The sequence below is a fragment of the Kordia sp. genome (assembly GCF_050633145.1).
Classification (GTDB): domain Bacteria; phylum Bacteroidota; class Bacteroidia; order Flavobacteriales; family Flavobacteriaceae; genus Kordia.
On sequence record NZ_JBOEFY010000016.1, the window covers coordinates 14865 to 38763 of the forward strand.

25 protein-coding genes are annotated in these 23899 nt (G+C 32.1%); 15 read left to right on the plus strand and 10 right to left on the minus strand.

Features of this window, described 5'->3' with window-relative positions:
- Positions 1-115: 115 nt before the first annotated feature.
- A complete protein-coding gene (locus tag ACRBBL_RS08530) occupies positions 116-835 on the minus strand; it encodes a hypothetical protein (protein ID WP_431368610.1) in 720 nt (239 codons plus the stop codon).
- A 322-nt stretch (positions 836-1157) separates the two neighbouring features.
- On the opposite strand from ACRBBL_RS08530, the gene ACRBBL_RS08535 reads away from it, so the two are divergent.
- From ACRBBL_RS08535 to ACRBBL_RS08555, 5 genes are all read left to right on the plus strand, one after another.
- Positions 1158-2894 carry a M28 family peptidase gene (locus ACRBBL_RS08535; RefSeq protein WP_431368611.1) on the plus strand — a complete coding sequence of 579 codons (1737 nt, stop codon included), beginning with the start codon at positions 1158-1160 and terminating at the stop codon, positions 2892-2894.
- Between the two features lie 260 nt (positions 2895-3154).
- Positions 3155-3514: a hypothetical protein gene (locus ACRBBL_RS08540; RefSeq protein WP_431368612.1), complete on the plus strand. Its 360-nt coding sequence runs from the start codon at positions 3155-3157 to the stop codon at positions 3512-3514.
- A gap of 28 nt (positions 3515-3542) precedes the next feature.
- The gene (locus ACRBBL_RS08545; RefSeq protein ID WP_431368613.1) at positions 3543-4427 is read left to right on the plus strand and encodes a hypothetical protein; all 885 of its coding nucleotides are present in this window, start codon (positions 3543-3545) and stop codon (positions 4425-4427) included.
- Positions 4428-4592: 165 nt separating this feature from the next.
- The gene (locus tag ACRBBL_RS08550) at positions 4593-5762 is read left to right on the plus strand and encodes a THUMP domain-containing class I SAM-dependent RNA methyltransferase (protein ID WP_431368650.1); all 1170 of its coding nucleotides are present in this window, start codon (positions 4593-4595) and stop codon (positions 5760-5762) included.
- A gap of 12 nt (positions 5763-5774) precedes the next feature.
- The gene (locus ACRBBL_RS08555) at positions 5775-6005 is read left to right on the plus strand and encodes a hypothetical protein (RefSeq protein WP_431368614.1); all 231 of its coding nucleotides are present in this window, start codon (positions 5775-5777) and stop codon (positions 6003-6005) included.
- A 35-nt stretch (positions 6006-6040) separates the two neighbouring features.
- Here the strand turns inward: ACRBBL_RS08555 and ACRBBL_RS08560 are convergent, their stop codons facing one another.
- The 7 genes from ACRBBL_RS08560 to rlmD all read right to left on the minus strand — a co-directional run bounded on the left by ACRBBL_RS08560 (position 6041) and on the right by rlmD (position 13778).
- Positions 6041-6658: a 2OG-Fe(II) oxygenase gene (locus ACRBBL_RS08560; protein WP_431368615.1), complete on the minus strand. Its 618-nt coding sequence runs from the start codon at positions 6656-6658 to the stop codon at positions 6041-6043.
- A gap of 119 nt (positions 6659-6777) precedes the next feature.
- Positions 6778-7071, minus strand: a complete 294-nt coding sequence (locus ACRBBL_RS08565) for a hypothetical protein (RefSeq protein WP_431368616.1) — start codon at positions 7069-7071, stop codon at positions 6778-6780.
- Between the two features lie 25 nt (positions 7072-7096).
- Complete coding sequence (locus ACRBBL_RS08570) at positions 7097-7606, minus strand: phosphohydrolase (RefSeq protein WP_431368617.1); 510 nt, start codon at positions 7604-7606, stop codon at positions 7097-7099.
- Between the two features lie 6 nt (positions 7607-7612).
- A complete protein-coding gene (locus ACRBBL_RS08575) occupies positions 7613-10885 on the minus strand; it encodes a S41 family peptidase (protein ID WP_431368618.1) in 3273 nt (1090 codons plus the stop codon).
- A 146-nt stretch (positions 10886-11031) separates the two neighbouring features.
- Complete coding sequence (locus tag ACRBBL_RS08580) at positions 11032-11781, minus strand: DUF6048 family protein (protein WP_431368619.1); 750 nt, start codon at positions 11779-11781, stop codon at positions 11032-11034.
- Positions 11762-12337: a DUF6452 family protein gene (locus ACRBBL_RS08585; RefSeq protein WP_431368620.1), complete on the minus strand. Its 576-nt coding sequence runs from the start codon at positions 12335-12337 to the stop codon at positions 11762-11764. The genes ACRBBL_RS08580 and ACRBBL_RS08585 overlap by 20 nt, the downstream gene beginning before the upstream one ends.
- A gap of 28 nt (positions 12338-12365) precedes the next feature.
- Positions 12366-13778, minus strand: a complete 1413-nt coding sequence (rlmD, locus tag ACRBBL_RS08590) for a 23S rRNA (uracil(1939)-C(5))-methyltransferase RlmD (RefSeq protein WP_431368621.1) — start codon at positions 13776-13778, stop codon at positions 12366-12368.
- Positions 13779-13955: 177 nt separating this feature from the next.
- Here rlmD and ACRBBL_RS08595 point away from each other — a divergent pair, with 177 nt between their 5' ends.
- From ACRBBL_RS08595 to ACRBBL_RS08620, 6 genes are all read left to right on the plus strand, one after another.
- The gene (locus tag ACRBBL_RS08595; protein WP_431368622.1) at positions 13956-16622 is read left to right on the plus strand and encodes a COR domain-containing protein; all 2667 of its coding nucleotides are present in this window, start codon (positions 13956-13958) and stop codon (positions 16620-16622) included.
- A 264-nt stretch (positions 16623-16886) separates the two neighbouring features.
- Complete coding sequence (locus ACRBBL_RS08600; RefSeq protein ID WP_431368623.1) at positions 16887-17426, plus strand: RNA polymerase sigma factor; 540 nt, start codon at positions 16887-16889, stop codon at positions 17424-17426.
- Positions 17427-17431: 5 nt separating this feature from the next.
- Positions 17432-17821, plus strand: a complete 390-nt coding sequence (locus tag ACRBBL_RS08605) for a DUF6768 family protein (RefSeq protein WP_431368624.1) — start codon at positions 17432-17434, stop codon at positions 17819-17821.
- Positions 17808-18293 carry a pyridoxamine 5'-phosphate oxidase family protein gene (locus tag ACRBBL_RS08610; protein ID WP_431368625.1) on the plus strand — a complete coding sequence of 162 codons (486 nt, stop codon included), beginning with the start codon at positions 17808-17810 and terminating at the stop codon, positions 18291-18293. Before ACRBBL_RS08605 ends, ACRBBL_RS08610 begins: the two co-directional genes overlap by 14 nt.
- Positions 18294-18485: 192 nt before the next feature.
- Positions 18486-19727, plus strand: a complete 1242-nt coding sequence (gene rocD / locus ACRBBL_RS08615; RefSeq protein WP_431368626.1) for an ornithine--oxo-acid transaminase — start codon at positions 18486-18488, stop codon at positions 19725-19727.
- Positions 19727-20182, plus strand: a complete 456-nt coding sequence (locus tag ACRBBL_RS08620) for a DUF5362 family protein (RefSeq protein ID WP_431368627.1) — start codon at positions 19727-19729, stop codon at positions 20180-20182. The genes rocD and ACRBBL_RS08620 overlap by 1 nt, the downstream gene beginning before the upstream one ends.
- A gap of 58 nt (positions 20183-20240) precedes the next feature.
- Here the strand turns inward: ACRBBL_RS08620 and ACRBBL_RS08625 are convergent, their stop codons facing one another.
- A complete protein-coding gene (locus ACRBBL_RS08625; protein ID WP_431368628.1) occupies positions 20241-21173 on the minus strand; it encodes a hypothetical protein in 933 nt (310 codons plus the stop codon).
- A gap of 218 nt (positions 21174-21391) precedes the next feature.
- Between ACRBBL_RS08625 and ACRBBL_RS08630 the strand changes: the two genes are divergently transcribed.
- From ACRBBL_RS08630 to ACRBBL_RS08645, 4 genes are all read left to right on the plus strand, one after another.
- Positions 21392-21640 (plus strand): hypothetical protein, encoded by a 249-nt coding sequence (locus tag ACRBBL_RS08630; RefSeq protein ID WP_431368629.1) that lies wholly within the window; start codon positions 21392-21394, stop codon positions 21638-21640.
- 12 nt (positions 21641-21652) lie between these two features.
- A complete protein-coding gene (locus ACRBBL_RS08635) occupies positions 21653-22207 on the plus strand; it encodes a Smr/MutS family protein (RefSeq protein WP_431368630.1) in 555 nt (184 codons plus the stop codon).
- Positions 22208-22294: 87 nt separating this feature from the next.
- Complete coding sequence (locus tag ACRBBL_RS08640; RefSeq protein ID WP_431368631.1) at positions 22295-22867, plus strand: WD40 repeat domain-containing protein; 573 nt, start codon at positions 22295-22297, stop codon at positions 22865-22867.
- Between the two features lie 163 nt (positions 22868-23030).
- Entirely contained in the window at positions 23031-23312 is a 282-nt protein-coding gene (locus tag ACRBBL_RS08645; RefSeq protein ID WP_431368632.1) for a hypothetical protein, read from the plus strand.
- Positions 23313-23377: 65 nt separating this feature from the next.
- On the opposite strand, the gene ACRBBL_RS08650 is transcribed toward ACRBBL_RS08645, so the two are convergent.
- Positions 23378-23899, minus strand: coding sequence for a hypothetical protein (locus ACRBBL_RS08650; protein ID WP_431368633.1), 522 nt, complete (start codon positions 23897-23899; stop codon positions 23378-23380).

Below are 23899 nucleotides of genomic sequence, written 5' to 3' on the forward strand. Positions count from 1 at the left end.
ACCACAAATATATTGGGTGTAAGAAAATTACACAGGAGGGAAATCACCCTTATTGCTCTGGTGCTTAGACTGTTTTGTATAGGGGAAGATGTTATTTTTTTTGAAAATATATCATCTATAACTCATTGATATAGTTAATAAGCTGTATCAAATCATTCTCTTTACGAACTTTCAGTTTTTCACTTTTCATATAAGCTACAATCTTTGCTCTTTTATCAGAAAACAAAGCTGCAAACTCTTTATTAGTTCTCGGTAGTGGAATTGCCTTTCCAGAGTGATTAATTTCTACATAAAAACGGCTGCGTACATTCTGAAACTTTCCTGTATCATTAGCTCGTTGTTTTCTAGATGGCACGTACTTTTTACTATCTTTTCTATACAAAGACAAATAGTTATTGTCTTCTAACTGTACAAAATAGGCCAAACTAGCTTTTGCATTTTTATGTTTTTCCCATAAAACTTTATAACTAATATTACCATCTAAAAATGAAATTAAATGCTTTTGGTATTCCTTATCAATTAAAGCAATATCATTTCCGTCTAAAATTTCCATTTCATCCAAAAATGCATTGTATCGTACATTAAAAACATTTTCGGTATTTGAAATTGTTGCTTTTTTAAAAGTTTCTTCATAAAACTGAGAGCCTTCTGCATTGGCAACAAGGCTTTGGTATGTTGCTTCTGTTGGAAGTTTATAATTTGATAACGGATTGATATTATTTGACAAAAAAGAAAATTCTCGATCATGCGGACTTGTTTCTCTTTGGGAATACACTTCAGTAGTTACTGCTATAAGTAACATGCTTATACAGATTGTTTGTAATGATAATTTCATAATAATTTTGGTTTTAATGTTTTATAAATGTAATCAAAAATTGTACCGACATGATGTTTTTTCTTAATTTTTAAAAACTGCTTTTTACAAAAAAACAAAGAAAAAAAGCGATCCGAAGATCGCTTTATAAGGTAAATTAACAAATAGGACTTTAAAATGTATAGCTTTTCAGAATATTTAAAATAAAACGTCCCTTTTACACATTCAAACACATCAATCATTTTTTGTAATGCTGCTGTTAGTTTTTCTTTCACTAAATTGGCAAACCATAAAACCATGTTTACAAACGTTACATTAAATCGAATTTGAAGTAAAAAATAATATGAAATTAAAACACATACTACCATCTTTCCTCATATTTATTACACTTTTCAATTGTAGTGATAAACCCAAATCTACTTTAACAACTGCTCAATACTTTGATTTGGCTAGGCAAAATTTTACAGGAAATCTTGCATATGAAATCACGGCTTTTGTAGAAAAATATTGGCGAGTTGTTGGAAATACAGGTTATAATGCAACCATCTATAAAATAGCTTCAACACTTGAAGAAGCTGGCTATGTGTTAGAATCGAATGCTGCTCCAAATGAAGTCCTAACATACAGAATTGAAAAAAGGGAAATGAAAAGGGACACATGGGAACCTGTAGCTGCAAGTCTTACAATAGTAGGCAACAATCAAAAACTATTAGACCATGCTACCAATAGAAATATGATGTATCTAAATTCTGTATCAACACCACCAGAAGGAGTTGTTGCAGAAGTTGTTCATATAAAAGATAGAAAAGATTTAATGACTGCTGATGTAAAAGGGAAAATTGTTTTCGCAGAAATGAGTTTAGGATTTTTATACAGAAAAGCAATAGTAGAAGGTGAGGCTATTGGTTTAATTACGTATGATAATCCGTCATATTTACAACCAGAAAAGAATACAACTTCTATTCAATTTAGAAGTCTTCCGTATAGTGAAAAAATAAAAACATGGGGAATAGCACTTTCTTACGAAGCCAAGGAAAAGCTTAAAGCAAACCTTCTTAAAGGAAAAGTAACATTGAAAGTTCATATTCAAACGAAGATATATCCTTCTGAAGATTTAACAATTATTGCTAATATTAAAGGATCAGAAGTACCAAAAGAAAGTTTTGTATTTAGCGCTCACATTCAAGAACCTGGAGCTAATGACAATGCTTCTGGAGTCGGAGTTCAGCTAGAAATGGCAACCGTATCTGCAAAGCTTATAAAAGCGGAGAAATTAAACGCAAAACGCACACTGACTTTTCTTTGGGGCGATGAAATAGTTTCTACGAGACGCTATATTATGGAAGAAGAAAAACGAAGCGCTGACATCAATTGGGGAATCAGCTTGGATATGGTTGGCGAGAATACTTCGTTAACTGGAGGATCGTTTCTCATTGAAAAAATGCCTGATCCTAGCGCAGTTTGGACAAGAGGAAATGACAAGCATACCGAATGGGGAGGCAGTGTACTTTCGCTTGAAGATATGAAACCTCATTATCTAAATGATTTTATTATAGAAATCTTTAAAAATCAAGGGAAATTTGCGAATTGGGAAGTAAAGACCAATCCGTTTGAAGGCGGTAGTGATCATACTCCTTTTTTAAAGGCAAACATTCCAGGTGTATTGCTTTGGCATTTTACCGATCAGTTTTATCATACAGATAACGATAGAATTGAAATGGTATCTCAAGAAACATTAAAAAATGTTGGTGTTGGCGCCTTGGTAAGTGCGTATACACTCATAAATGCAGATGATACAACAGGAAAACAAATTATTCAGACCATTTTGGACAAAGCAGAAAAACGTCTTCGTGATGAGTTTGAAATTAGTAAAACGGCAGTTACTAATGGCAAGTTAAACACTGATGAAATCCAAATACTAACTGCTTGGAATAATTGGTACATTGATGCTTTGGGTTCTACTGATGATTTAGTTCCTGCATCTAGCAACCTATTAAAAAACGAAATAAACAAAGCGCAAGAAACATTAAGAAAAATAACAGATACGTTAATTCAGAAACTTGAAAAACATACAAAATAGTTTTACGATACAAGGATTTATAGTAAAAGCTAATGTATTACATTGAGAGCAGATGAGATTCAATTAGAATCCTTTATAAAGTTTAACTAGTCATTTTAAAATATGCTAAAAACAAATTTCTTTATATTTGTTGATATAGCCTTTGCAATTATAAATGCCGTAGCACAAAGAAATGAAGTCAATCAATTGTGATTGGACACTGTATAAAATGCTTGAATTTAGAAAATGAACACTTTAATAAATCACAAAAAATAATAACAATGAGATTGATATTAATTACAATTATTTCGCTAATCGCATTAAATGTAAATGCACAATCTAAAGATGAAATTATTAATGAATTGGAAAGTGTATTAAAAAAACATTGTGAAAGTACCCAATTAAAAAACGCTGAAATTTACTATAATACAGAAGAAAAAATCTTAGATTTTGGTGATCGTTACGATTTAGACACAACCAAACTGACCTATGAGTTTGTTGGAACGCCAGAAGAACCCATTTATATTCTTCAATTTGTACGAGATTCAAACCCGAACTCTTCCACAGGTTTCTTTTTTGACAGTAAAAAAAGTGTGTACCGCGTACTTGACTTAATTTATCTTTTAAAGAAATTAGAATAAAAAATACCGTAAGTAAAAATTAAATTTTATGAAAGTAAGACAACTTTTCTTTGTAGTACTATTGTTATGTATGAGCCAAAGCATATTTGCTCAATATAATTTATCTGATCAGCAAAAGTATATGATTAATGAATGGAAAGATGCTTACGGAGGAAAAATATATTACGCCTATAATTATCCAAAAACATACAATGTATACAAGCAACTAAAGCGTTATTCGGGAATGAGTTATCCCATCATATTTAGTCAAACATTTAATTGGGGACAAGCACATAGAGGCGGACTAATTATTTTAGATTATTCTACCATTAATAAAAATAAGCATGTGTTAGCTTTTGTATTTGCACACGAATGGGGACATCAAGCTTTAGGACATCAACCCAATATATACAATCCGTATGGTTCTACATGGAAAATACGAACTTCTGCCACACAAACCGAAGATGAAGCCGATGTATATGCCGGTAAGTTTTTGGCGACTTATAATTATGATATTAATGTGGTGTATAATTATTTATACAATTTGCCTAAAAATGAAAATGATCACACACATTCATCAGGGAGAAAAAGGGCAAAATTAGTACTAAAAGGATACCGATCTGTAAAAGGAGGTAGCAGTACAACTAGTAGTACAAGTAGGAGTGAAGTACGGTACGAATATGTGACTACAGCATGTAATCATCCTGCGCACCCAAATGGCGATTTGACAAATTGTGTACATAGAGCGCATCCAAACGGAGATGTTTATCAATGTCAGCACAGATGTAGAGACTATTACGGTCGAACTGTACCTTGCCATCCTAATGGAGATGTTGCTGCCTGCTCACACAGAGCGCACCCAAATGGAGATGTAAGTAGATGTCGCCATAGGTTGCACCCAAATGGGCATACCAAAAAAGTAAGGAAATATTAAATGATGAGGTTGTCTAATTTGAAAGGCTATGTAGTATACAATATTTAAAGATTTGACTTTATGATTGTATTTTTAAATCAAGAAATTCTGAAATTGCTACATTAATTCATCGATTAATTGTTTCATTATCAAATTAACGTACTTTTGCAGTCAGATTACAAGCAAATGGGACAAGATAATTTTAAAATGGTTGCCAAGACCTTACACGGTTTTGAAGACTTATTGGAAGACGAACTTAAAAGGTTAGGTGCGCAAGACATCCGTAAAGGAACGCGTAATGTTACTTTTAGAGGCGACAAAGGATTTATGTACAAAGCAAACTTATGCTTGCGTACAGCGATTAAAATCTTGAAGCCAATTCGATATTTTAAAATTAAAAATGAACAAGACTTATATGATCAAGTGTATAGTATGCATTGGGATAAATACCTAACGCATAATGATACATTTATGATTGATGCTACAGTTGCTTCCGAACAGTTTACACATTCACAATTTATTGCCTTAAAAACGAAAGATGCCATTGCAGATAAGTTTCGTAACACAGAAGGAAGAAGACCAAATGTAGATTTAAAGTTTCCGACCTTGCGTATCCATGTACACATTCAAAACAACGATTGCTCAATTTCATTAGATAGTTCGGGCGGTTCGTTACACAAACGTGGTTACAAAACAGCAACCAATATTGCGCCAATTAACGAAGTTTTGGCAGCAGGTTTGGTAATGCTTTCTGGTTGGGATGGACAATCTGATTTATTGGATCCAATGTGTGGAAGTGGAACGCTTGCTATTGAAGCTGCAATGATAGCTTGTAACATTCCGGCAAACATCAACCGAAAAGAATTTGGTTTTGAAAAATGGCAAGATTGGGATGTAGATTTATTTGAAAAGATAGAAGAATCGTCATTGCGTAAAATCCGTGAATTTCATCACAATATCTACGGATACGACAAAGCGCCATCGGCAGTACAAAAAGCAAAGGACAATGTAAAAAATGCTAATTTAGAGGATTACATTAAAATTCGTCGATCAAACTTCTTTGAAACCAAAAAAGAAGGCGATGAAAAATTGCACATTCTATTCAATCCGCCGTATGGAGAGCGTTTGCATATTGACATGGAAGAATTTTACGCAGATATAGGAGATACTTTAAAACAAGGATATTCAAACACAAATGCTTGGTTTATTACTTCAAACTTAGAAGCGTTGAAATTTGTTGGTTTGCGTCCATCACGAAAAATAAAAGTATTCAACGGAAAGTTAGAATCGCGATTGGTGAAGTACGAAATGTATGCAGGAAGCAAGAAAGCCAAACATCAAGATAAAGAAGATTAAAAAGACTTACACATGACATCAAAAACAAAAGCACTGATTTTTAATTTAATAGCGTTTGCATTACTCTTTTTAGTATTTCGTTTAACTATAGGAGCTATCATTAAAGGAGATACTTTTTGGCTTGCGTTAATATCGGCAGTTATTGCAAGTATTTTAGCGCCTAAATTTATTGTGGTAAAAGATGACGGCAAAGAAAAAATATTGATGAAAACTATTTTTAGTAAGGATGTAAGGGAGTTATAATTAATTCCCAACAACTCCAGATTAAATAATTTTTCTCAATTCTTCAACCAGCCTGCAATACTTTTTCTTTCTCTAGTTGAAGAAGGATGTACTTCATGTTCCATTTCATTACTTCGAAAAAACACCATGCGACCTTCTAATGGAGCAATGTCTTTTTGTTCACTGTTTAACGGGTATAAGGATAGAAGTCCATCATCTTTTACCTCCCAATTTTGATTTAAATATAAAACGATAGAATATTTTCGCCCCTTTTCACTTTTAAATTGGTCAAGATGTCTTTTGTAAAAACTTCCGAGTTCGTAGTTGGAATAATGACTTTCAAATGTTTTTATGGAAGTGAAGCATGTTTTGTTGAGGTGATGTATAAATCTCCAAATTTTCTGTAAGTAGATTTTTTCGTATTGATTTGCGCTAAATTTTTCAATCCAATTGACTTTATCGCTTCTAATCAATTGATCATTTTGGAAATCTGTTTTATTACCTATACCTGCCGATTTCAAGTTTCCAGAAGCATTCAGCGTACGGATGTTGTTTCTTAATCCTGTTGCAGTACTTGGAAGTATAAAATCATTACAACAACCGTATTGATTATCAATAAGTCCTTGTATGAGTTCCTCAAATTGGTTTTGCTCCTTTATCTCCTCATTATTCATACTTTTAGGTTTTAGCGTACACCTAAGTGGCTAATTCACACTAAAGTATTTTACAAGAACGTCATTCTTGGAGCCATTCTATCACAATTATATATAAATAATGAATTTGCGACGTAATGTCATTGTATTTTTTCTTGTTTCCCGTAATATGCAACTAAAACCTTTCCGAAAATAAAATAGAGTACCAACACCGTAATTCCGCCAAGGACAAAACCATTTTCTAGCAATGTTGCATATCCGTAGTAATAACTATATAGAGCTACAGCAATTATAAACTGAAGTACAGCATATAATATATTTCCTTTTGCACTATAGCCAAACATACCAAGAAAGTGAGTGTTGGTCAATCCGAAGATTAAATGCGGAATGGCATTGGCAATCAACGCTCCAATAATAAAATCGATTAGATTCATATTTTAAATAGTATAACTTTTCTAATTAAACTTTTAATAATTCATCTAAATACTGAATCACTTCCACATACTTTTCATCATATAACTTTTCAATAAAAGCAGGGTTTTCTTTCCCATACATTGCAAACATTCTACTTCCCGTATTTTTGGAATGTGTTACGTTTGCAATACGATCGCATAACTTTATAAAAGTAGCATACGGTGTATTTCGGATACCTTCATAATAAGCATCACCAGCACGTTCTTTTCGTGTACGACCTTTGTCATTTGTTAGTGCATAAGCAAGTTCGGCAATATCTTCATTCAGTGCGTTTTTGACATCATTATAAGTTTCACGTGCATCTTCAATCACATCATGAACCCAACAACCAGCTAACACATTGTCTTGCGCTTCTTCAGGGATTAAATACAAAAACTGTTTGGCAGCATTGACAACCATTTGCAAGTGAAATTCATACGGATACTCATCATAGTGATGATTAACTGCGCGATGTTTTTCAGATGCGTAGTTGCGTGCTTTTTCGTTGATTGTCATATGCTTTTATAATTTATTCTGTTCTTTTCTTACTCTAATAGGAAATTTTGGTGTCTTCAGTTGAACAGGAGGATTTTCTTTAAGTTGTTTCAATGCAATTTCAATCGCTTTTTCTAGCTGTGGATCTTTACCTGCAATGATATCTTTTGGTAATTGTTCTACATCCACATCTGGCGCAACGCCAACATTTTCAATCCCAAAACCATTTTCATCCCAAAAACCAAAGTGCGGCGCTGTTACATAGCCACCATCTATAAATCTAGGAAAACCCGAAATTCCGACTAATCCTCCCCAAGTTGTTTTACCAACAATGGTACCTAAATTCATCTTACGAAAAGCCCAAGGGAAATAATCACCACCAGAACCAGCAGCTTCATTAATAAGTAATACTTTTGGTCCATCTATAGAAGCGCTCGGAGTAGACATAGTTTTACCATGACTGAAACTCCAATTGGCCATTTTTTTTCTATTTAAAATATCTAAATAATAATCGGCTAAATGACCACCGCCATTAAAGCGTTCATCTACAATAATTCCTTTTTTATTGGTTTGTGGATAAAAATAACGTTTAAAATATTCGTGTCCTCTGTCACTAGTATTAGGTACAAATACATAACCTATTTGTCCATTTGTAGCTTCATGTACTTTTTTTACATTTTCTTCAACCCAGCTTAGGTTTCTAAGATTAATTTCATCATAAATAGGAACTACATTATATGTACGAGCATCAGAACCGTCTGGCTTTGCAGAAACAGTAAGCGTAACAATTTTGTCTACAGTATTTTCAAAAAAGGCATATATGTTTTGTTTCCCAGTAACATTTTTCCCATTTACTTTTATAATATAGTCACCTACATTTACATTAATTCCTGGTTCATTTAAAGGAGCTCGTAAACTAGGTGTCCAATTAGATCCACCGTATATTTTTGTAATTTGATAGCGATTGTTTTTAATTTCATAGTCAGCACCCAGCAAACCTCCATTTATGTATGGAGCATCATGCAACCAATCTCTGGTAAGTCCAAAACGATGATGTCCGACACTTAATTCGCTAAACATCCACTGCATGACTCTATACAAATCATTTTGAGTTGTAACATCCGCTAAAAACGGTTCATATTTCTTTTTCATTTTATTCCAATCAAGTCCATGCATGTTCGGATCATAAAAATAGTCACGATTTACGCGCCAAGCTTCATTAAAAATATTTCGCCATTCTTTAGGAGGATCAATTTTAACCTTGATTGATGATAGACTAACCTCAGAGTTACTAGGTTTTGAACCTACATTGACGACACCATAGTTGCCTTGCTTATAGTATAGCATTTTCTTCCCATCAGCTGAAATATCAAACCATGAAGCTTTCATGATCTCTTTTTCTTTTTGATCAGAAAGACTATATTTTTTTATAGGTTGTGGAGAGTAATAGTAATTTGTATGTGCTTTTCTAGCTACGTATAATAATTCGCCTTCTTTGACAGAAGCTAAATTTGCGTAATGTCCAGATTTAATAGGAAGTGCAACAACTCTATTTTGAATACCATCAAAATCAATAGTAAAGTCACTTACTTCTTTTTTGTCAGCTTTGGTTTTCTCTTCTTCCGTTTTAGTTATAATAGCTTCTTCATCATTCTTTTTAGCTAATGGAGAGACAATATCTTTTCGTAAGGTAACTACGTATATTAAATTTGTCATTTCAGAATCTCTATTAGATAAATCAAACCAATTAACCACAGGACCAGCGTCTGTTGAAGCTGTCATATATACATATTTACCGCTAGGATCAAAAATAGCTTCATTTACGTGAGATGAACCATCAGAAATAGCATGCGATTTATTTTGATCTACAGAGTATATATATGCTTTTTCAAAAAGTGTTTCTGTGATTACTACATACGTAATCCATTTAGAGTTGTGCGACCATGAGCGAAATAAATAACCTATTGAACCGCCTCTGTTCATAACATCAGAGGCAATTTTAGTACTTTTTTTAGAAGCGATATCTAGTATATAGAAACTTCGTGTATGATCGCTATAGGTTATTTTTTTTCCGTCTGGCGACCAATTAATATCACCATAAAAGCCACCATCACCTAGTTTTATTTTTTTGACATTCTTATCTTGAATATTTTGTAAATGCAATTCATATTCTCCAGAAGCATCAGAAAAATAAGCAATGTGTTTTCCATCTGGTGACCATTTAGGAGATTTTTCATGGACATCCACCGTTTCAGTAAGATTGTTTACATCACCTTTTTTAACAGGAATTGTAACAATTTCACCTCTAAAATTAGCAACCAGTCGTTTTCCAGTAGGAGAAATAGATATATTTTTTATATATTTTTTTCCAGAAACAAAACGCGGTCGCATTTCTAATAAATCGGTCGCAATTCCTATAGTTAATTTAGTACTTTTCTTTTCTATAGGATTATATATGTGTAAATAGCCCTCTTGTTCATAGATTAAATCTTTGTAATCAGAAGTCATTCCCAAGATTGGGAATTTTTCATACTCTGTATGTTGTGTAATTTCCTTCGAATTCATATCGAACGAATACATATTGAATTCTCCGTTTCTATCCGATCTAAAATATACTGTATTTCCAATCCATTGCGGATTTGTATCATTGCTACCAGCTGCAGGTTTCGGAATTTCTACAATTTCATGATTGTCAACGTTGTAAATCCAAATACGAGCTTGTTTTCCACCTCGGTAATTTTTCCATTGTTCATGTGCATTTGGAAAAGGAGTATAAGCGATATATTTATTATCTGGTGAATACGACGCATAATGCGCAGTAGGAACAGGAAGTTTTGTCACTGGTCCACCGTTAATATTAACCAAATATAACTGTCGATGCGCATATACATGACTATGCCTTCTAGATGCAAAAAGCACATTTTGCCCTGAAGCATCAAAACCACGAACACGGTCATAGTAAGGATTCCAAGTCAGTCGTTTAGGTATTCCTCCATTAGCATCTACAATAAAAACATCTGTGTTTCCATCATATTCTGCGCTAAAAGCAATTTTAGAACCATCTGGTGAGAATTTAGGGCGCGATTCAATTCCTTCATCAATTGTTAAACGAATAGGGTTGGAGCCATCTCTATTGGCAACCCACAAATCTTCTGCATAAATAAAAGCAATTTTATCTTTACTAATCGCAGGATCTGTCATCAAGCGTGTGTCTTTTGTATTTTGAGCTATACTTATAGAAGAAAAAACACTTATAATTAGTGTTAAAATATTGGTAATGAGGTGGTTGTGTTTTTTCATAAGTAAAAAGTAATTTTTGGAAGATTCAAGATACTAAAAATATATAGCTAAACTACGTTTTATAAACCTCAAATAGTTTACGTTTATGAATAAAAAAAAGCCATCAAAAATTGACAGCTTATACATCTTATATTTTGTAAAATAGTTTACTCTTCTGCTTCTTCTTCCACCTTTTTCTTTCGTTCTTTTTTATAGATTGGAATAGAGTAACTAATTGTATAATTGAATCCTGCACCTACATTATTATCTGTGGTAACTTTATTAAATCCAGGAATGAACAGATTTTGAAAGTTTTCAGGTTCTTTCGTGTTCATTAATCGATTCAAGCGCACGCTAAATCCCATGTAAATGTTATCGAACATTTCTACTTTTATACCAGCAACAACTTCAACCCAATGTCCGTTAAGACTAGAAAATTCGGTGCCAGGAGTTTGTGTCAATAAACTTTCTCCTTCTACATGCTGATTTGTTTGATATGTTGTATAGCTATTAAGTGTTTGCTTATGTGTGCTAAATCCATAACGCATTCCTACAATAATGGCGTTCTCCATTCCAAACCAGTTTTCGTAGGCATTAAAGTCAAATCCTAACTTAACAAAGCTTCCTTCTGTAGTGAAGTTTATTTGCGATTCATCAACTGTTTTCTTTTCGTTTCCAAGTTCGGCAGCGATATAAAATTTTCTTGATACTCTAAAATCGGCTGCAATTTCAAAACCTTGGTAATCGTCTTCCAATAGCATACGAATTGGCTTGCTAATATCGACACCAATTCGCAATGGATACGTATCTAATTTTGGAAGCGTATCGTTTGCCTTTGCTTTTTCAACTTCAGTAATTTGTGCAAAACTGATGCTACAAACTAAAATAGCGAGTATACTAGTGATATATTTTAACATGTGTAACGGTTTCATTTTGAACATTCATTTCAGAAATCTGTATGCCATTTGTAATATCTATCCAATTGTCGCCATCGTCAGTTACTACTACACCGTCAGTTTCATTCAAGGTATAATTTGTAACATATCCGCAGGCGCGAGAAAGAAAAATTTCTTGTGTTTCGTAATTAAACGTCAGTATATCTTCATTCCCTAACTGATTTCCATCAGTGTCAAGTTCGTAATTTGAAATAAATCGATATTCAGTACTCATTTCTTGTGTTCGTAGCGGAATAGAAACAGTATTTGTTGATTGTGCCGTTGTTTGAATAGGATCCACAATAAAAGTAACACCATTAATAACTTCTGTATTTGGATTAACAGCTTCTACCCATAAACCAGTCACATTTTTTGCAACGTCTTCTCCTGAGGTATCAGCAATGTCAAAAAACTCAATTACTAATAATGGCGTAGTAATAGTTCCTTCGACACAAATATCATCTTTTTCACAGGAAAACGACAAAAACGCTACTGTAATGAGCATTCCTAAGATTCCTATATAGGATAACTTTTTCATCTGTATATTTTATTTTATAACTTCTTCGTTAATTTCTTCTTTCTAAAAGTACTACATTCTCAATGTGATGCGTCTGTGGAAACATATCTACGGCTTGTACTTTAGTTACTTTATAAGTTGCATCCATCAAAGCTAAATCGCGTGCTTGTGTAGCGCTATTACAACTTACATACACTACTTTCTTTGGTGCAATATTTAAAATTTGCTGTACAACATCTGCGTGCATTCCGTCACGTGGTGGATCGGTAATAATTACATCTGGCGTTCCGTGTGCATTGATAAACTCAGCATTAAATACCTTTTTCATATCACCAACAAAAAATTCTGTATTCGTAATATCATTAAAAGCAGCATTTTCTTTGGCGGCTTCAATTGCTTCTGGAACAGACTCAACACCAACAACTCTTTTTGCTTTTTTTGATACAAATTGTGCAATGGTTCCTGTTCCTGTGTATAAATCGTATACCAATTCATCACCTTCTAAACCTGCAAAATCGCGCGTAATCTTATACAATTCGTATGCTTGATCGGAATTTGTTTGATAGAATGATTTTGCATTAATCTTAAATTTCAAACCTTCCATTTCCTCAAAAATATGATCGCGTCCGTGAAAGCAAACTACATCTTGATCGTAAATAGTATCATTTCCTTTTCCGTTAATTACATACAATAACGCTGTAATCTCAGGAAACGTCTCTTGTAAATAATTTAAAAGCAATTCACGCTTTTCTTTATCTTCTTTATAGAATTGAATCAACACCATTACTTCACCAATAGATGAGGTACGTAACATTAAGGTACGCAACAATCCTGTTTGATGGCGTGTGTTAAAGAAAGCAATATTGTTTTCAGTAGCAAAAGCTTTTACTGCATTTCGTATTGCGTTTGAAGGATCGGCTTGCAAGTGACATTTCTTTACGTCTAAAATCTTGTCCCACATGCCTGGGATGTGAAAACCAAGTGCATTTCTATCGCCTAAATCTTCTTCAGAATCAACTTCTTCTTGTGTTAACCAACGACTATCAGAAAACGAGAATTCCATTTTATTTCTATAAAAATACTGTTCTGCACTTCCTAAAATAGGAGTCAACTCAGGCAATTCAACCTTTCCAATGCGAGTTAAATTATTAAACACTTCTTTTTGCTTATAAAACAATTGGTGTTCGTACGCCATGTGTTGCCATTTGCAACCACCGCAAGTACCAAAATGTTCGCACACAGGTTCGGTACGTTTATCTGAATACGAATGAAACTTTACAGCTTTCCCTTCGTAAAATGCTTTTCGCTTCTTATATGTTTGAATATCTACCACATCACCAGGAACGGCATTTGGTAAAAATATTACATTTCCATCTTCCGTTTTGGCAACTGTTTTCCCTTTCGTAGCTGTATCGACAACAGTTACATTTTCAAACAATTTCTTACGATTCTTTCTTCCCATGCGGCAAAAATAACAATAGCGGTAAATATATATATTATTTATTGGGCGAATCTTTAAAAAAATGCTAAAAGTTTTGGAAAAATAAAAGTTTTATTTTTTTTGTAAATAAGGAAAATAGTAGTTATTTGGTCGTATTTTACTTATATTGGTGGGTAGTATTTATTACAATTTTTAAAAATGAATATGGTAGAGTCAGAAGTTTCAAGAATACAAAATATTTTGATAGAATCTTTTAAAAGAGGATTTAAAGAGGTTAATTTAAGTTTTAATGATTTACGAAATGTCCCTTATTTTATTTTTGAAAGACCATTTATTGTAAAAAAGAGTAACAAATCTAGTTATAAATCACTTCCATATGAAAAAGTTAGAAAACTTAATTTATCAAATAATTACATAAAGGATTTAGGAAAAGAATTATCTCTTTTTAAGAGTTTAGAAGAACTAGATATTTCTGATAATGAAATATCTAGTTTGCCAAGACAAATAACACAGCTTTCAAAAATAAAGTTTATTAAATTAAATAATAATCCAATTTCATATTTACCTGAAAAGATAGCTTCATTTAATTTATTACAATCAATAGATCTTTCTCAGACTAATATTTACGCATTTCCTCCTAATTTTAAATATTTGCTTAACCTTAAATATTTGAATATCTCAAATTGTAAAATTACCATTTTGCCTAGAGAAATTGTTGAATTGCCTAATTTAGAAACTTTAGAATTAAATGGGACCCCGTTAGTAGAACCACCTATAGAAATAGCTTGTAAAGGTATTGAAGCTATTAAAAGGTACTATGAGGAAATTGATGCATCTAGTGAAAAAGATAACTTATATGAGGTCAAATTATTGCTTGTAGGAGAAGAAAGAGTAGGAAAGACAACAATTGTAGAAGCGTTGAGTAATCCCAATTTTGAATTTGACCTATACAAAGACAGTACTGAAGGAATAGATATAAAAACTTGGATTATTGAAAAAGAAAAATTAAAATTTAAAAAAGAGTTTAAAATAAATATTTGGGATTTTGGAGGGCAAGAAATTTATCACGCTACACATCAATTTTTTTTAACAAAGAGATCAATATATTTTTTAGTTACAGAGGCACGTAAAGATTTAAGACATGATGACTTATTTTATTGGTTAAATTTAATAGAGGTATTAGGAGATAAAAGCCCAGTAATAATTATAAATAATAAATGCGATAAATCTCATACATTTTTTGCAACAGATGCTTATCGAGAAAAATTTCCAAATATTATATGTACAAAAGATATTAGTTGTTTACCTGAAAAAGAATACACGATCAAAGAATTGAAACAATCAATTTATACAATAATTGTTGATGATAAATTAATGCCAGATGTAGGGATTGAATTACCGAAAGTATGGGTAGATATTAGAAACGAACTTAATTTGATCAGAGAGTCTGGTATCAGTTATATATCGAACAAACGATATTTGCAGATATGTAAAAAATATAGTATGAGTTATGAAAGAGCAGATTTTTTGAGCGATTACCTTCATGATTTAGGTGTTTTTTTGCATTTTAAATCTGATAAAACCCTTATTAATACTATATTCTTGGATTTTAAATGGGTAACTAGAGCTGTATATTGTATTTTAGATAATGTAAAAATAATATCTCAAAATGGTTTTTTTGAAGATAAAGATTTAGATCATTTATGGAATAAATATGGATATAATAATAAACGAAAAGAGTTACTCACTTTGATGAAAAATGAAAAGTTTGAAATTTGCTTTGAATTAGAACGAGGTAAATTTTTAGCTCCACAATTATTGCATCCTGATCGAATTAAATTCTCTTTTCCTGATCAAAACATCGACTTGAGATTTGAGTTTTGGTATAAATTTATGCCTAAAGGAATTATCTCAAGGTTTATAGTTAAAAGACATAAACTTGTCTTTGAAAAAAAATATTGGAAACATGGAGTCGTATTGATGTATCATGATACATATGCCATAATCGAAGAAAAATATTTTGAGAGTCCTAAAAAGATATCTGTATCCATTTCTGGAGAAAATTCAAAACAATTATTGTCTTTAATTAGGAAATCAATTTCTGATATAAATTCTAGCTTTAATCATATAGAGACAAGAGAAATGGTGCAATGTAATTGCTCAAGTTGTATCAAAAGTGACTTTCCAAGCTTTTTTAATTTAAAAGAGCTTAATAATAGAATTAAAAATAAAAAATATTTGATTGAATGTAGAAAAGAGCCTTATGAAAAAATAAGTGTTGCAAACTTGATGAACAGTGTAATAGTAGATATTAACTATATAGATGAACCATTAATTCCTGAAGAATTCGAGAAGTATGATGAAAGGCTAGCTATTAAAGAAATTGAAGATGTAAGACAAGTAGCTGGAAAAGCTAAACAAAACTTAATTGATAAAGAAAATGAAATTAAAAAGATAAAAAAGTTAAAAGGAGAAATCGAAATTCGAAAACGCACTTTTTCTGAGCTAGAAAAAAGAAAAAAGTATTTTGATAAACTTGCAGTTTTTAATCTTAAAAAAATATTATTTTTTGTATCTGTTATTAATATTTTATTTTTATCTAGTTGGATTTTATTGATATACTATAAAGGTTGGAATATTATGGAGCCATATACTTACATTGCTGGAGTAGTTTTATTTATGTTAGATTTTTTATATTTTACTTTATACCATAAAAGTTTGAGCATGCAGGATATGTGGTATAAAAAGTTAGAAAATAAAAAAACAGCTATTTATTTAACGAACAATTTCAATAAACCTGAATATGAACATTTGAAAGTTGAATTACAAGAATTAGAAAATGAGTATGATAAATTATTAAAATAGGACTTGAACTTAATACAACAAATGTTAGATCAAAAAAAGAAGCAAAGAAAAATTTCTCAAGCCAACTTTTAAAATAAGTTTCTTACTACCAAATAACATTGAATTTCTAACAGAAGCATGATATTCTTCAATCTATACTTTTAGATTTGGTGATGTTGGCTAATACTTTATTTATTCCTCGTATCTTTAAAAAGAAGAAAATAGTTTCTAAAAATTGAACCTTTCCAAGCTTTTCACGTCTTTAGTGTAAACGGAATGTTTTTTATGCATAAAAAAAATCACATATCAGATGGCGAATTGGTAACACAATATGTTTCAGGCAATCAAAAAGCATTGGCAACCTTGGTGAAACGATTTCACAAAACATTCTGCAATCATGCATATTGGATTGTAAAAGATTCAGAAGTAGCCAAAGACATTGCGCAAGACAGTTGGAAATTGATTATTGATAAAGTAGCTACACTTCAAAATCCGGCACGTTTCAAAAGTTGGGCATTGCGTATTGTTCACAGAAAATCTATTGATTGGACGCGTACTATCGCAAAGCAAAAACAGCAAAAAAATGATTACAAAGTCACCAAATCTATACGAGACATTCCGTTAACAGACATATCGCAGGAAAAACAACAACTTAAAAAAGCGATTTCAAAGCTCTCAATTTCGCAGCAGCAAGTAGTACAACTATTTTATGTACATGAATTGAGTTTGAAAGACATTGCTAACACGTTAAAAATCTCTGTTGGAACTGCAAAATCGCGTTTATATCACGCGAGAGAACATATAAAAAAACAATTAAAAAAATAGAAATTATGAGTACACTAGAAGACATCGACAAATTAATAAAAGAAACACTTACGGAAGAAGAATCTAAATTTTATGACGAGTTAGACGAGCAAGGTCTTTGGGGATCTGTCAAAAGTATTTTTGAAGGAAAATTAGGTTGGCTGGCTGTCATTATGAACATTGTCAATTTAGTCGCATTTGGAGTATTGGTATATTGTATAGTGCAGTTTTTCACTGTTACCGAAACCAACGAAATGCTCAAATGGGGATTGGGAATTTTAATCTGTTCTATGTTTAATGCAATGATCAAATTATATGCTTGGATGCAAATGGATAAACGCGCTATTTTACGAGAAATGAAACGTTTAGAACTGCAAATTTCATCTTTATCAGGAAAAGTAAATGAACATTCATAAAAACTGGAAAACCATTCGGAAACATGTAAACGAAAGCTTCAAAACAAGTTTGCATGTTTCTATTGCAACTGTCGATGCAGAAAATAATCCGACAATAACACCCATAGGTTCACTGTTTTTAAATCGTGATCAGACAGGATTTTATTTTGAAAAATTTACTTCAAAGTTGTCTTCAAACACAGAAAATAACAATAAAATATGTGTCTTAGCGGTGAATAGCAACAAATGGTTTTGGATAAAATCTCTCTGGAAAGGAAAATTTAAAAAACATCCAGCTTTGCAATTGTATGGTGTATTAGGCGAAAAAAGAAACGCTACCGAGATCGAAATCAGTAGATTGAAAAAAAGAATGAAGATGACCAAAGGATTCAAAGGAAACACATACTTGTGGAGTGACATGAAAACGGTAAGAGAAGTTACATTTCATAAAGTAACAAAGATGAAATTAGGAACAATGACTGCTGATTTATAACTACTAAGATGGACTATAAATATCCGTTTTGAATTAAATTCGAAAAAAATAAATTTTAATTCAAGGCGAATATTTAGTAATTTGCAAGCCTCTAGGGATGATTTCTCTCCCACGCTGAATTTTCGAGTCTTTCGAAAGGATAAAGGTAGAGAAGGAATGGTAACTTATGTATCATTTAAAACTTTATTAAAAATGGCTGTTTTAGAACAATTAACATCTCAGCAAGCAATTGAATTAGAAGACAAGTACGGAGCACACAACTACCATCCACTTCCAGTGGTATTGAGTAGAGGAGAAGGTGTGTATGTTTGGGACGTAGAAGGAAAAAAATATTTTGATTTCCTTTCTGCATATTCTGCAGTAAACCAAGGGCATTGTCACCCAAAAATTGTAAATGCAATGGTTTCGCAAGCACAAACATTGACGTTAACGTCTCGTGCATTTTATAATGACATCTTAGGACGTTATGAAAAATTTGCTTCCGAATACTTTAACTTCGACAAATTATTACCTATGAATACAGGTGCAGAAGCGGTAGAAACTGCTTTAAAAATCTGTAGAAAATGGGCATACGAGAAAAAAGGAATCGCAGAAAACAAAGCGGAAATCATTGTATGTGAAAACAACTTTCACGGAAGAACTACAACGATTATTTCGTTTTCAAATGATCCTGTAGCACGTAAAAACTTTGGTCCTTACACGGATGGGTTTATCAAAATAGAATATGACAATCTTGCTGCTTTAGAAGATGCATTAAAAAACAATCCGAATGTTGGTGGATTTATGGCAGAACCTATTCAAGGAGAAGCTGGAGTATATGTTCCATCTGAAGGATATTTAGCAAAAGCAAAAGCATTATGTAAAGCGCACAATGTATTATTCATCGCAGATGAGGTACAGACAGGAATTGCACGTACAGGAAAATTATTAGCGGTAGATCATGAAAATGTAAAACCAGATATCTTAATCTTAGGAAAAGCATTGTCTGGCGGAGCATATCCAGTATCTGCAGTATTAGCAGATGATGATATCATGAGTGTTATTCGTCCTGGAAATCACGGTTCTACTTTTGGAGGAAACCCTGTAGCAGCAGCAGTTGCCATGGCAGCTTTAGAAGTTGTAAGAGACGAAAAATTAGCTGAAAATGCTGAAGAATTAGGAAAACTTTTCAGAAGCGAATTAGATAAATATATTGAAACAAGTCCTATTGTAAACCTTGTGAGAGGTAAAGGATTGTTAAACGCAATTGTAATCAACGATACAGAAGAAAGTGATACTGCTTGGAATATTTGTATGGCATTGCGTGACAATGGTTTATTAGCTAAACCAACACACGGAAACATCATCCGTTTTGCACCACCATTAGTAATGACTGAAGAGCAATTACTAGAATGTGTAGCTATTATCATAAAAACATTAAAACAATTTGAATAGTGCCAATACGCAAACAAGATACTAACGTATTCGATAACTTCGAATTACGATTAAACGAAAGCTCAAAGAAGTTTCTCCGTGAAACTTCAAAATGGGCTTTCGTCCTTTCTATGATTGGCTTTGTGCTTTCAGGTTTCTTGTTATTTGTCGGTATATTTTTATTGATATTTTTTAATGATGCGGGAACTGTGTTTGCGAGTTTAGGCGAACTTCCTCCGTATGTATATTCCATTATTTATATACTCATCGCTATTATTAGTTTCTTTCCAGCATTGTATTTATACACATTTTCTAGGAGAATGAAAACGGCGTTGTTAGAAAAAAACACAGAAGATTTAACTGCGGCATTTTCAAAACTAAAACTGTACTATAAATTTCTAGTAATCTCTATCATAGGTGTAGTATTTATAGTTATCTTAACGATATTGTTTCTAATTCTTATGAACAATGGGTAAAATGTTGATGAGTTTTAAGCTTCTTCAATCACAGTAGTAATATTACTTTCAGTCACAATTAACTTCGATATCTCATGACTATTTTATGAGAATTAGTAGTTTTTCTATGATAATACATAATACTTTTATCGACAGTTAAAGTAGGAGCTTCTATTAAATTTGAAATAGTCTCTGAAAATAAAACGCTAGGAACAGAAAATTCTAATGAAGAGTTACTTCTCACCGCAACGCATATTTCAAAAACAGTATTTGGTGTAATTTCTCCTTTTAAATATCTTGTATAATAAAATTCAAGATTATCACTACTTATACAAGGTGCATAATATATATAGTTTGAATCATTAATGTTTTGTAGTATTGATGAAGAATCTGGAAGTGTATTAAATGTAGAAGCAGTATTTTTTTGAGCAATTCCTATTGTTGTTTCGCAAGGACCTTGGCAATTCGAGCCATCAAATCGTGCATTATTAAAATACAAAAATTGTCCATCCAAACTTATTCCATGATCCATTATTAACCAACCAGGAATATTCATATTAAAATCTCCTTGAACTCTTTCAATATCACTAATATTTCCAGCACTAAAAGTTCCATGAAAAAGGTTGTTTAGTTCCGCAGGATAATTTCTTGTTGAGGTCCAATAAAAATTACCATTCATGTCCATATCAGCAACTGCGTCTAAATGTGGCGATGTTGCTTGATTTGCGCCTGTTAATTCTCCAACAAAATTAAAAGTTGAATCATTGACTTTGGTTGCATAATATAGTTTTGTATTGATGCCATCATTTAAATTATTAAAGAATAAATAATTCCCATCCGATGAAATAAATGGTTCCATTGCATCAAAAGACAAACCATTAATAGTCACGTCAATTTCTGAGCCAAATTCAGGATATATGGTTTGTGGATTATTAATTTCATTGTCATTTGATGTGCATGAAAGTAACATCAGTACTAGAATTGAAACTATATAAATGAGTTTAATCTTCATTTTTTAATTATAAACATTGTCGTAACTGGTTTTATTTATTTTTTCTTCAAGTTTTTTTGAATTGACTAGGAACTAAGTTAGCAAAAGAAAATGACTCAGAGGAAATTCCGTAGAATTTTCCGAACCCACAAAGGGTAAGTTGCTTAGAAATGATTTTTAGCATATCAAACAGTCATTAATACAGAAAATACTATTTTTGTGTCTTAAAACTGTATAAAGTGAACCCTAAATATAAAACAGCAATCTATTTCTTTCTTGTATTTCTTGGAGGAGGATTATTACTCTTTCGAGAAGATATAAAAGGCGAAACGCAAATTGTTGTCACTGTAATTGCTGTCTGCGTGATGATGTTTGGTTTGTATAAAGTGACTTCTGCACGAATGTCAAATCAACAGAAAGAATACAAAGATCAAGAATATTTCAACAGAGAAAAATATTCCAAAGAAGAAGAATTAGAAGAAGAGTAAATATAAATAATCATGAATTTTCAAGTAGGAGATCGCGTAGAAACGATTGATGATGTAATCACAGGAACTGTACAAGCTGTAAATGGCACTACAATAACTGTTGAAACGGATGAAGGTTTTCCACTAATGTATGAAGCTGCCGAATTGGTAAAAATAACTACAGACGAAATTGCACGTCAACTATCCAATCAAGGAATATACAACGCTATTCAAGAAAAAGAAGCTTCGAAAAAACCAAAACGTAACTTAGAAAAAACACGAAAAGAACGTGTAGAAACTGTTATGGAAGTCGATTTGCATATTCATCAACTAACCAATAAGTATAAGGGTTTGAGCAATTATGACATGCTAACATTGCAAACCGATACTGCAAAACGACAATTGGAATTTGCAATTAGAAAACGCATTCCGAAAGTAGTCTTCATTCACGGAGTAGGCGCAGGTGTTCTTAAAGAAGAATTATACTATTTATTTCGTCAATATGACAATGTAAAATACTACGATGCTAACTATCAAAAATACGGATTGGGCGCTACAGAAATCTATATTTATCAAAACCCAAAATAAAAAAAACACATCAAATTGGTAACAAAACAATAGCTATTATATACAAATCTTTTGTAGAATATTTTCAAACCAAATAATTATTCAAAGATGAATAGATTTTTATTGTTTTTATGCTTTAGTTTTTTTTGTTGTGTATCTAATGTTCATTGTCAAAACGATGTCAGAAGTTATCCAACTAGAATACAAAATGTTACTCCTAATTGTGCCGTTTTTTCACATGATGGAAAGCGTATTGCAGCTGGTGTTTTCGGAGCCATTAGAATTTGGGATGTCGCAACAGGTAAAACAACAGATTATAAAACAGCAGTAAGTAATGAAATTCCACCTTTTGTAACCTTTTCTCCTAATGATAAATATATAGCAGCAGGAGTATTCGGGGCAGTAAGAGTATGGGAAGTAAAGTCAAAAAAGGTTAAAGAGTATAGCGTAAGAATAAGTAATATTACTCCTAATTATGTATGTTTTTCTTCAGATGGAAAATACATAGCTGCTGGAATTTACGGAGCAGTAAGAGTTTGGAATCTTTCAACAGGAAAATTTGTAGACTATCAAGCAAAAATAAGTAATGACATGCCTAAATTTGTAAAGTTTTCACCTGATAATCGTTATATTGTTGCTGGTCTATATGGAGAAGTTCGAACTTGGAAAGTGAAAAATTAACCTAAGTTTATTCCAAAATAGTATCCCAATAAAATCTTGCACATTTTAAACTTAAAACATGAAAAAATACATTCCTATACTATGCATATTTTTGATGATACAATTTTCGTGCAGTGAATTGAAAAGTGAGAAGCAACAAGAAATAGAAAAATTTCAGTCTGAAATGAAAAGAATTAATGATTCCTCAGCTTACTACTTTGACAAAGGAATCAAATTATTAAAAGCAGGTGTAGATCCAACTGAAATAGGAGCAAAAATAAGTTCTAAACTAACATACTATAGAACTGAAATCAATAAGAAATCGATGGAATTTCGAATTTCCTCAAAAAAACTAGGAATTCCTCAAGCAGAATACGATTCTATTTTTCGTGAACTAATGAAAAGCTACCAAGCCAATGTAGATAAGTATAAATACCTTGCTAAAAATGGTGTAAAACTGAATTAGAATCTATCAAACACCCAATACCAATAACCCAACACCTATTACCCAAAACCTAACACCAATCAACCCTACAAATCCGTATCAAAAGTTCCGTAAGGAAACTCAGAATAACGTACGTCTTGTCCGTTAGTTCCGGTAAATACAACATCTCTTAGCGTAATTGTATGTGTATAACCATCTAAAGTAGTACCATCTATACCAAAACTTTCTACGGTAATAACTTCAACGGTTCCTGCTACGGCAGTATATTCTAATGAAACGGGAGTGTCAGAAGGCAATTCGTCACAAAAATATGTTCTAGTAATACTAGTTTCAAAACTTCTATAAAAACAAAAAGACTCACTATCTAATATACTCACTCTAGGTGTATCTTCATCTACCGTAATCTCATTGATAATTAAATCATTTGGAACATCTAAGATCAAGGTTTCTGCACCATTAATCTTAAACAATAATGTTACTCCAGATGCTGTTGAGCAAGCATCAATATCAGCATTAGTTGTTAAATCAATTTCTTCTAAAGTTAAATCTCCATCATCACAACTAAAAAAAGTAAACGCGACTACAAAAAGTAACACTATTTTTTTCAT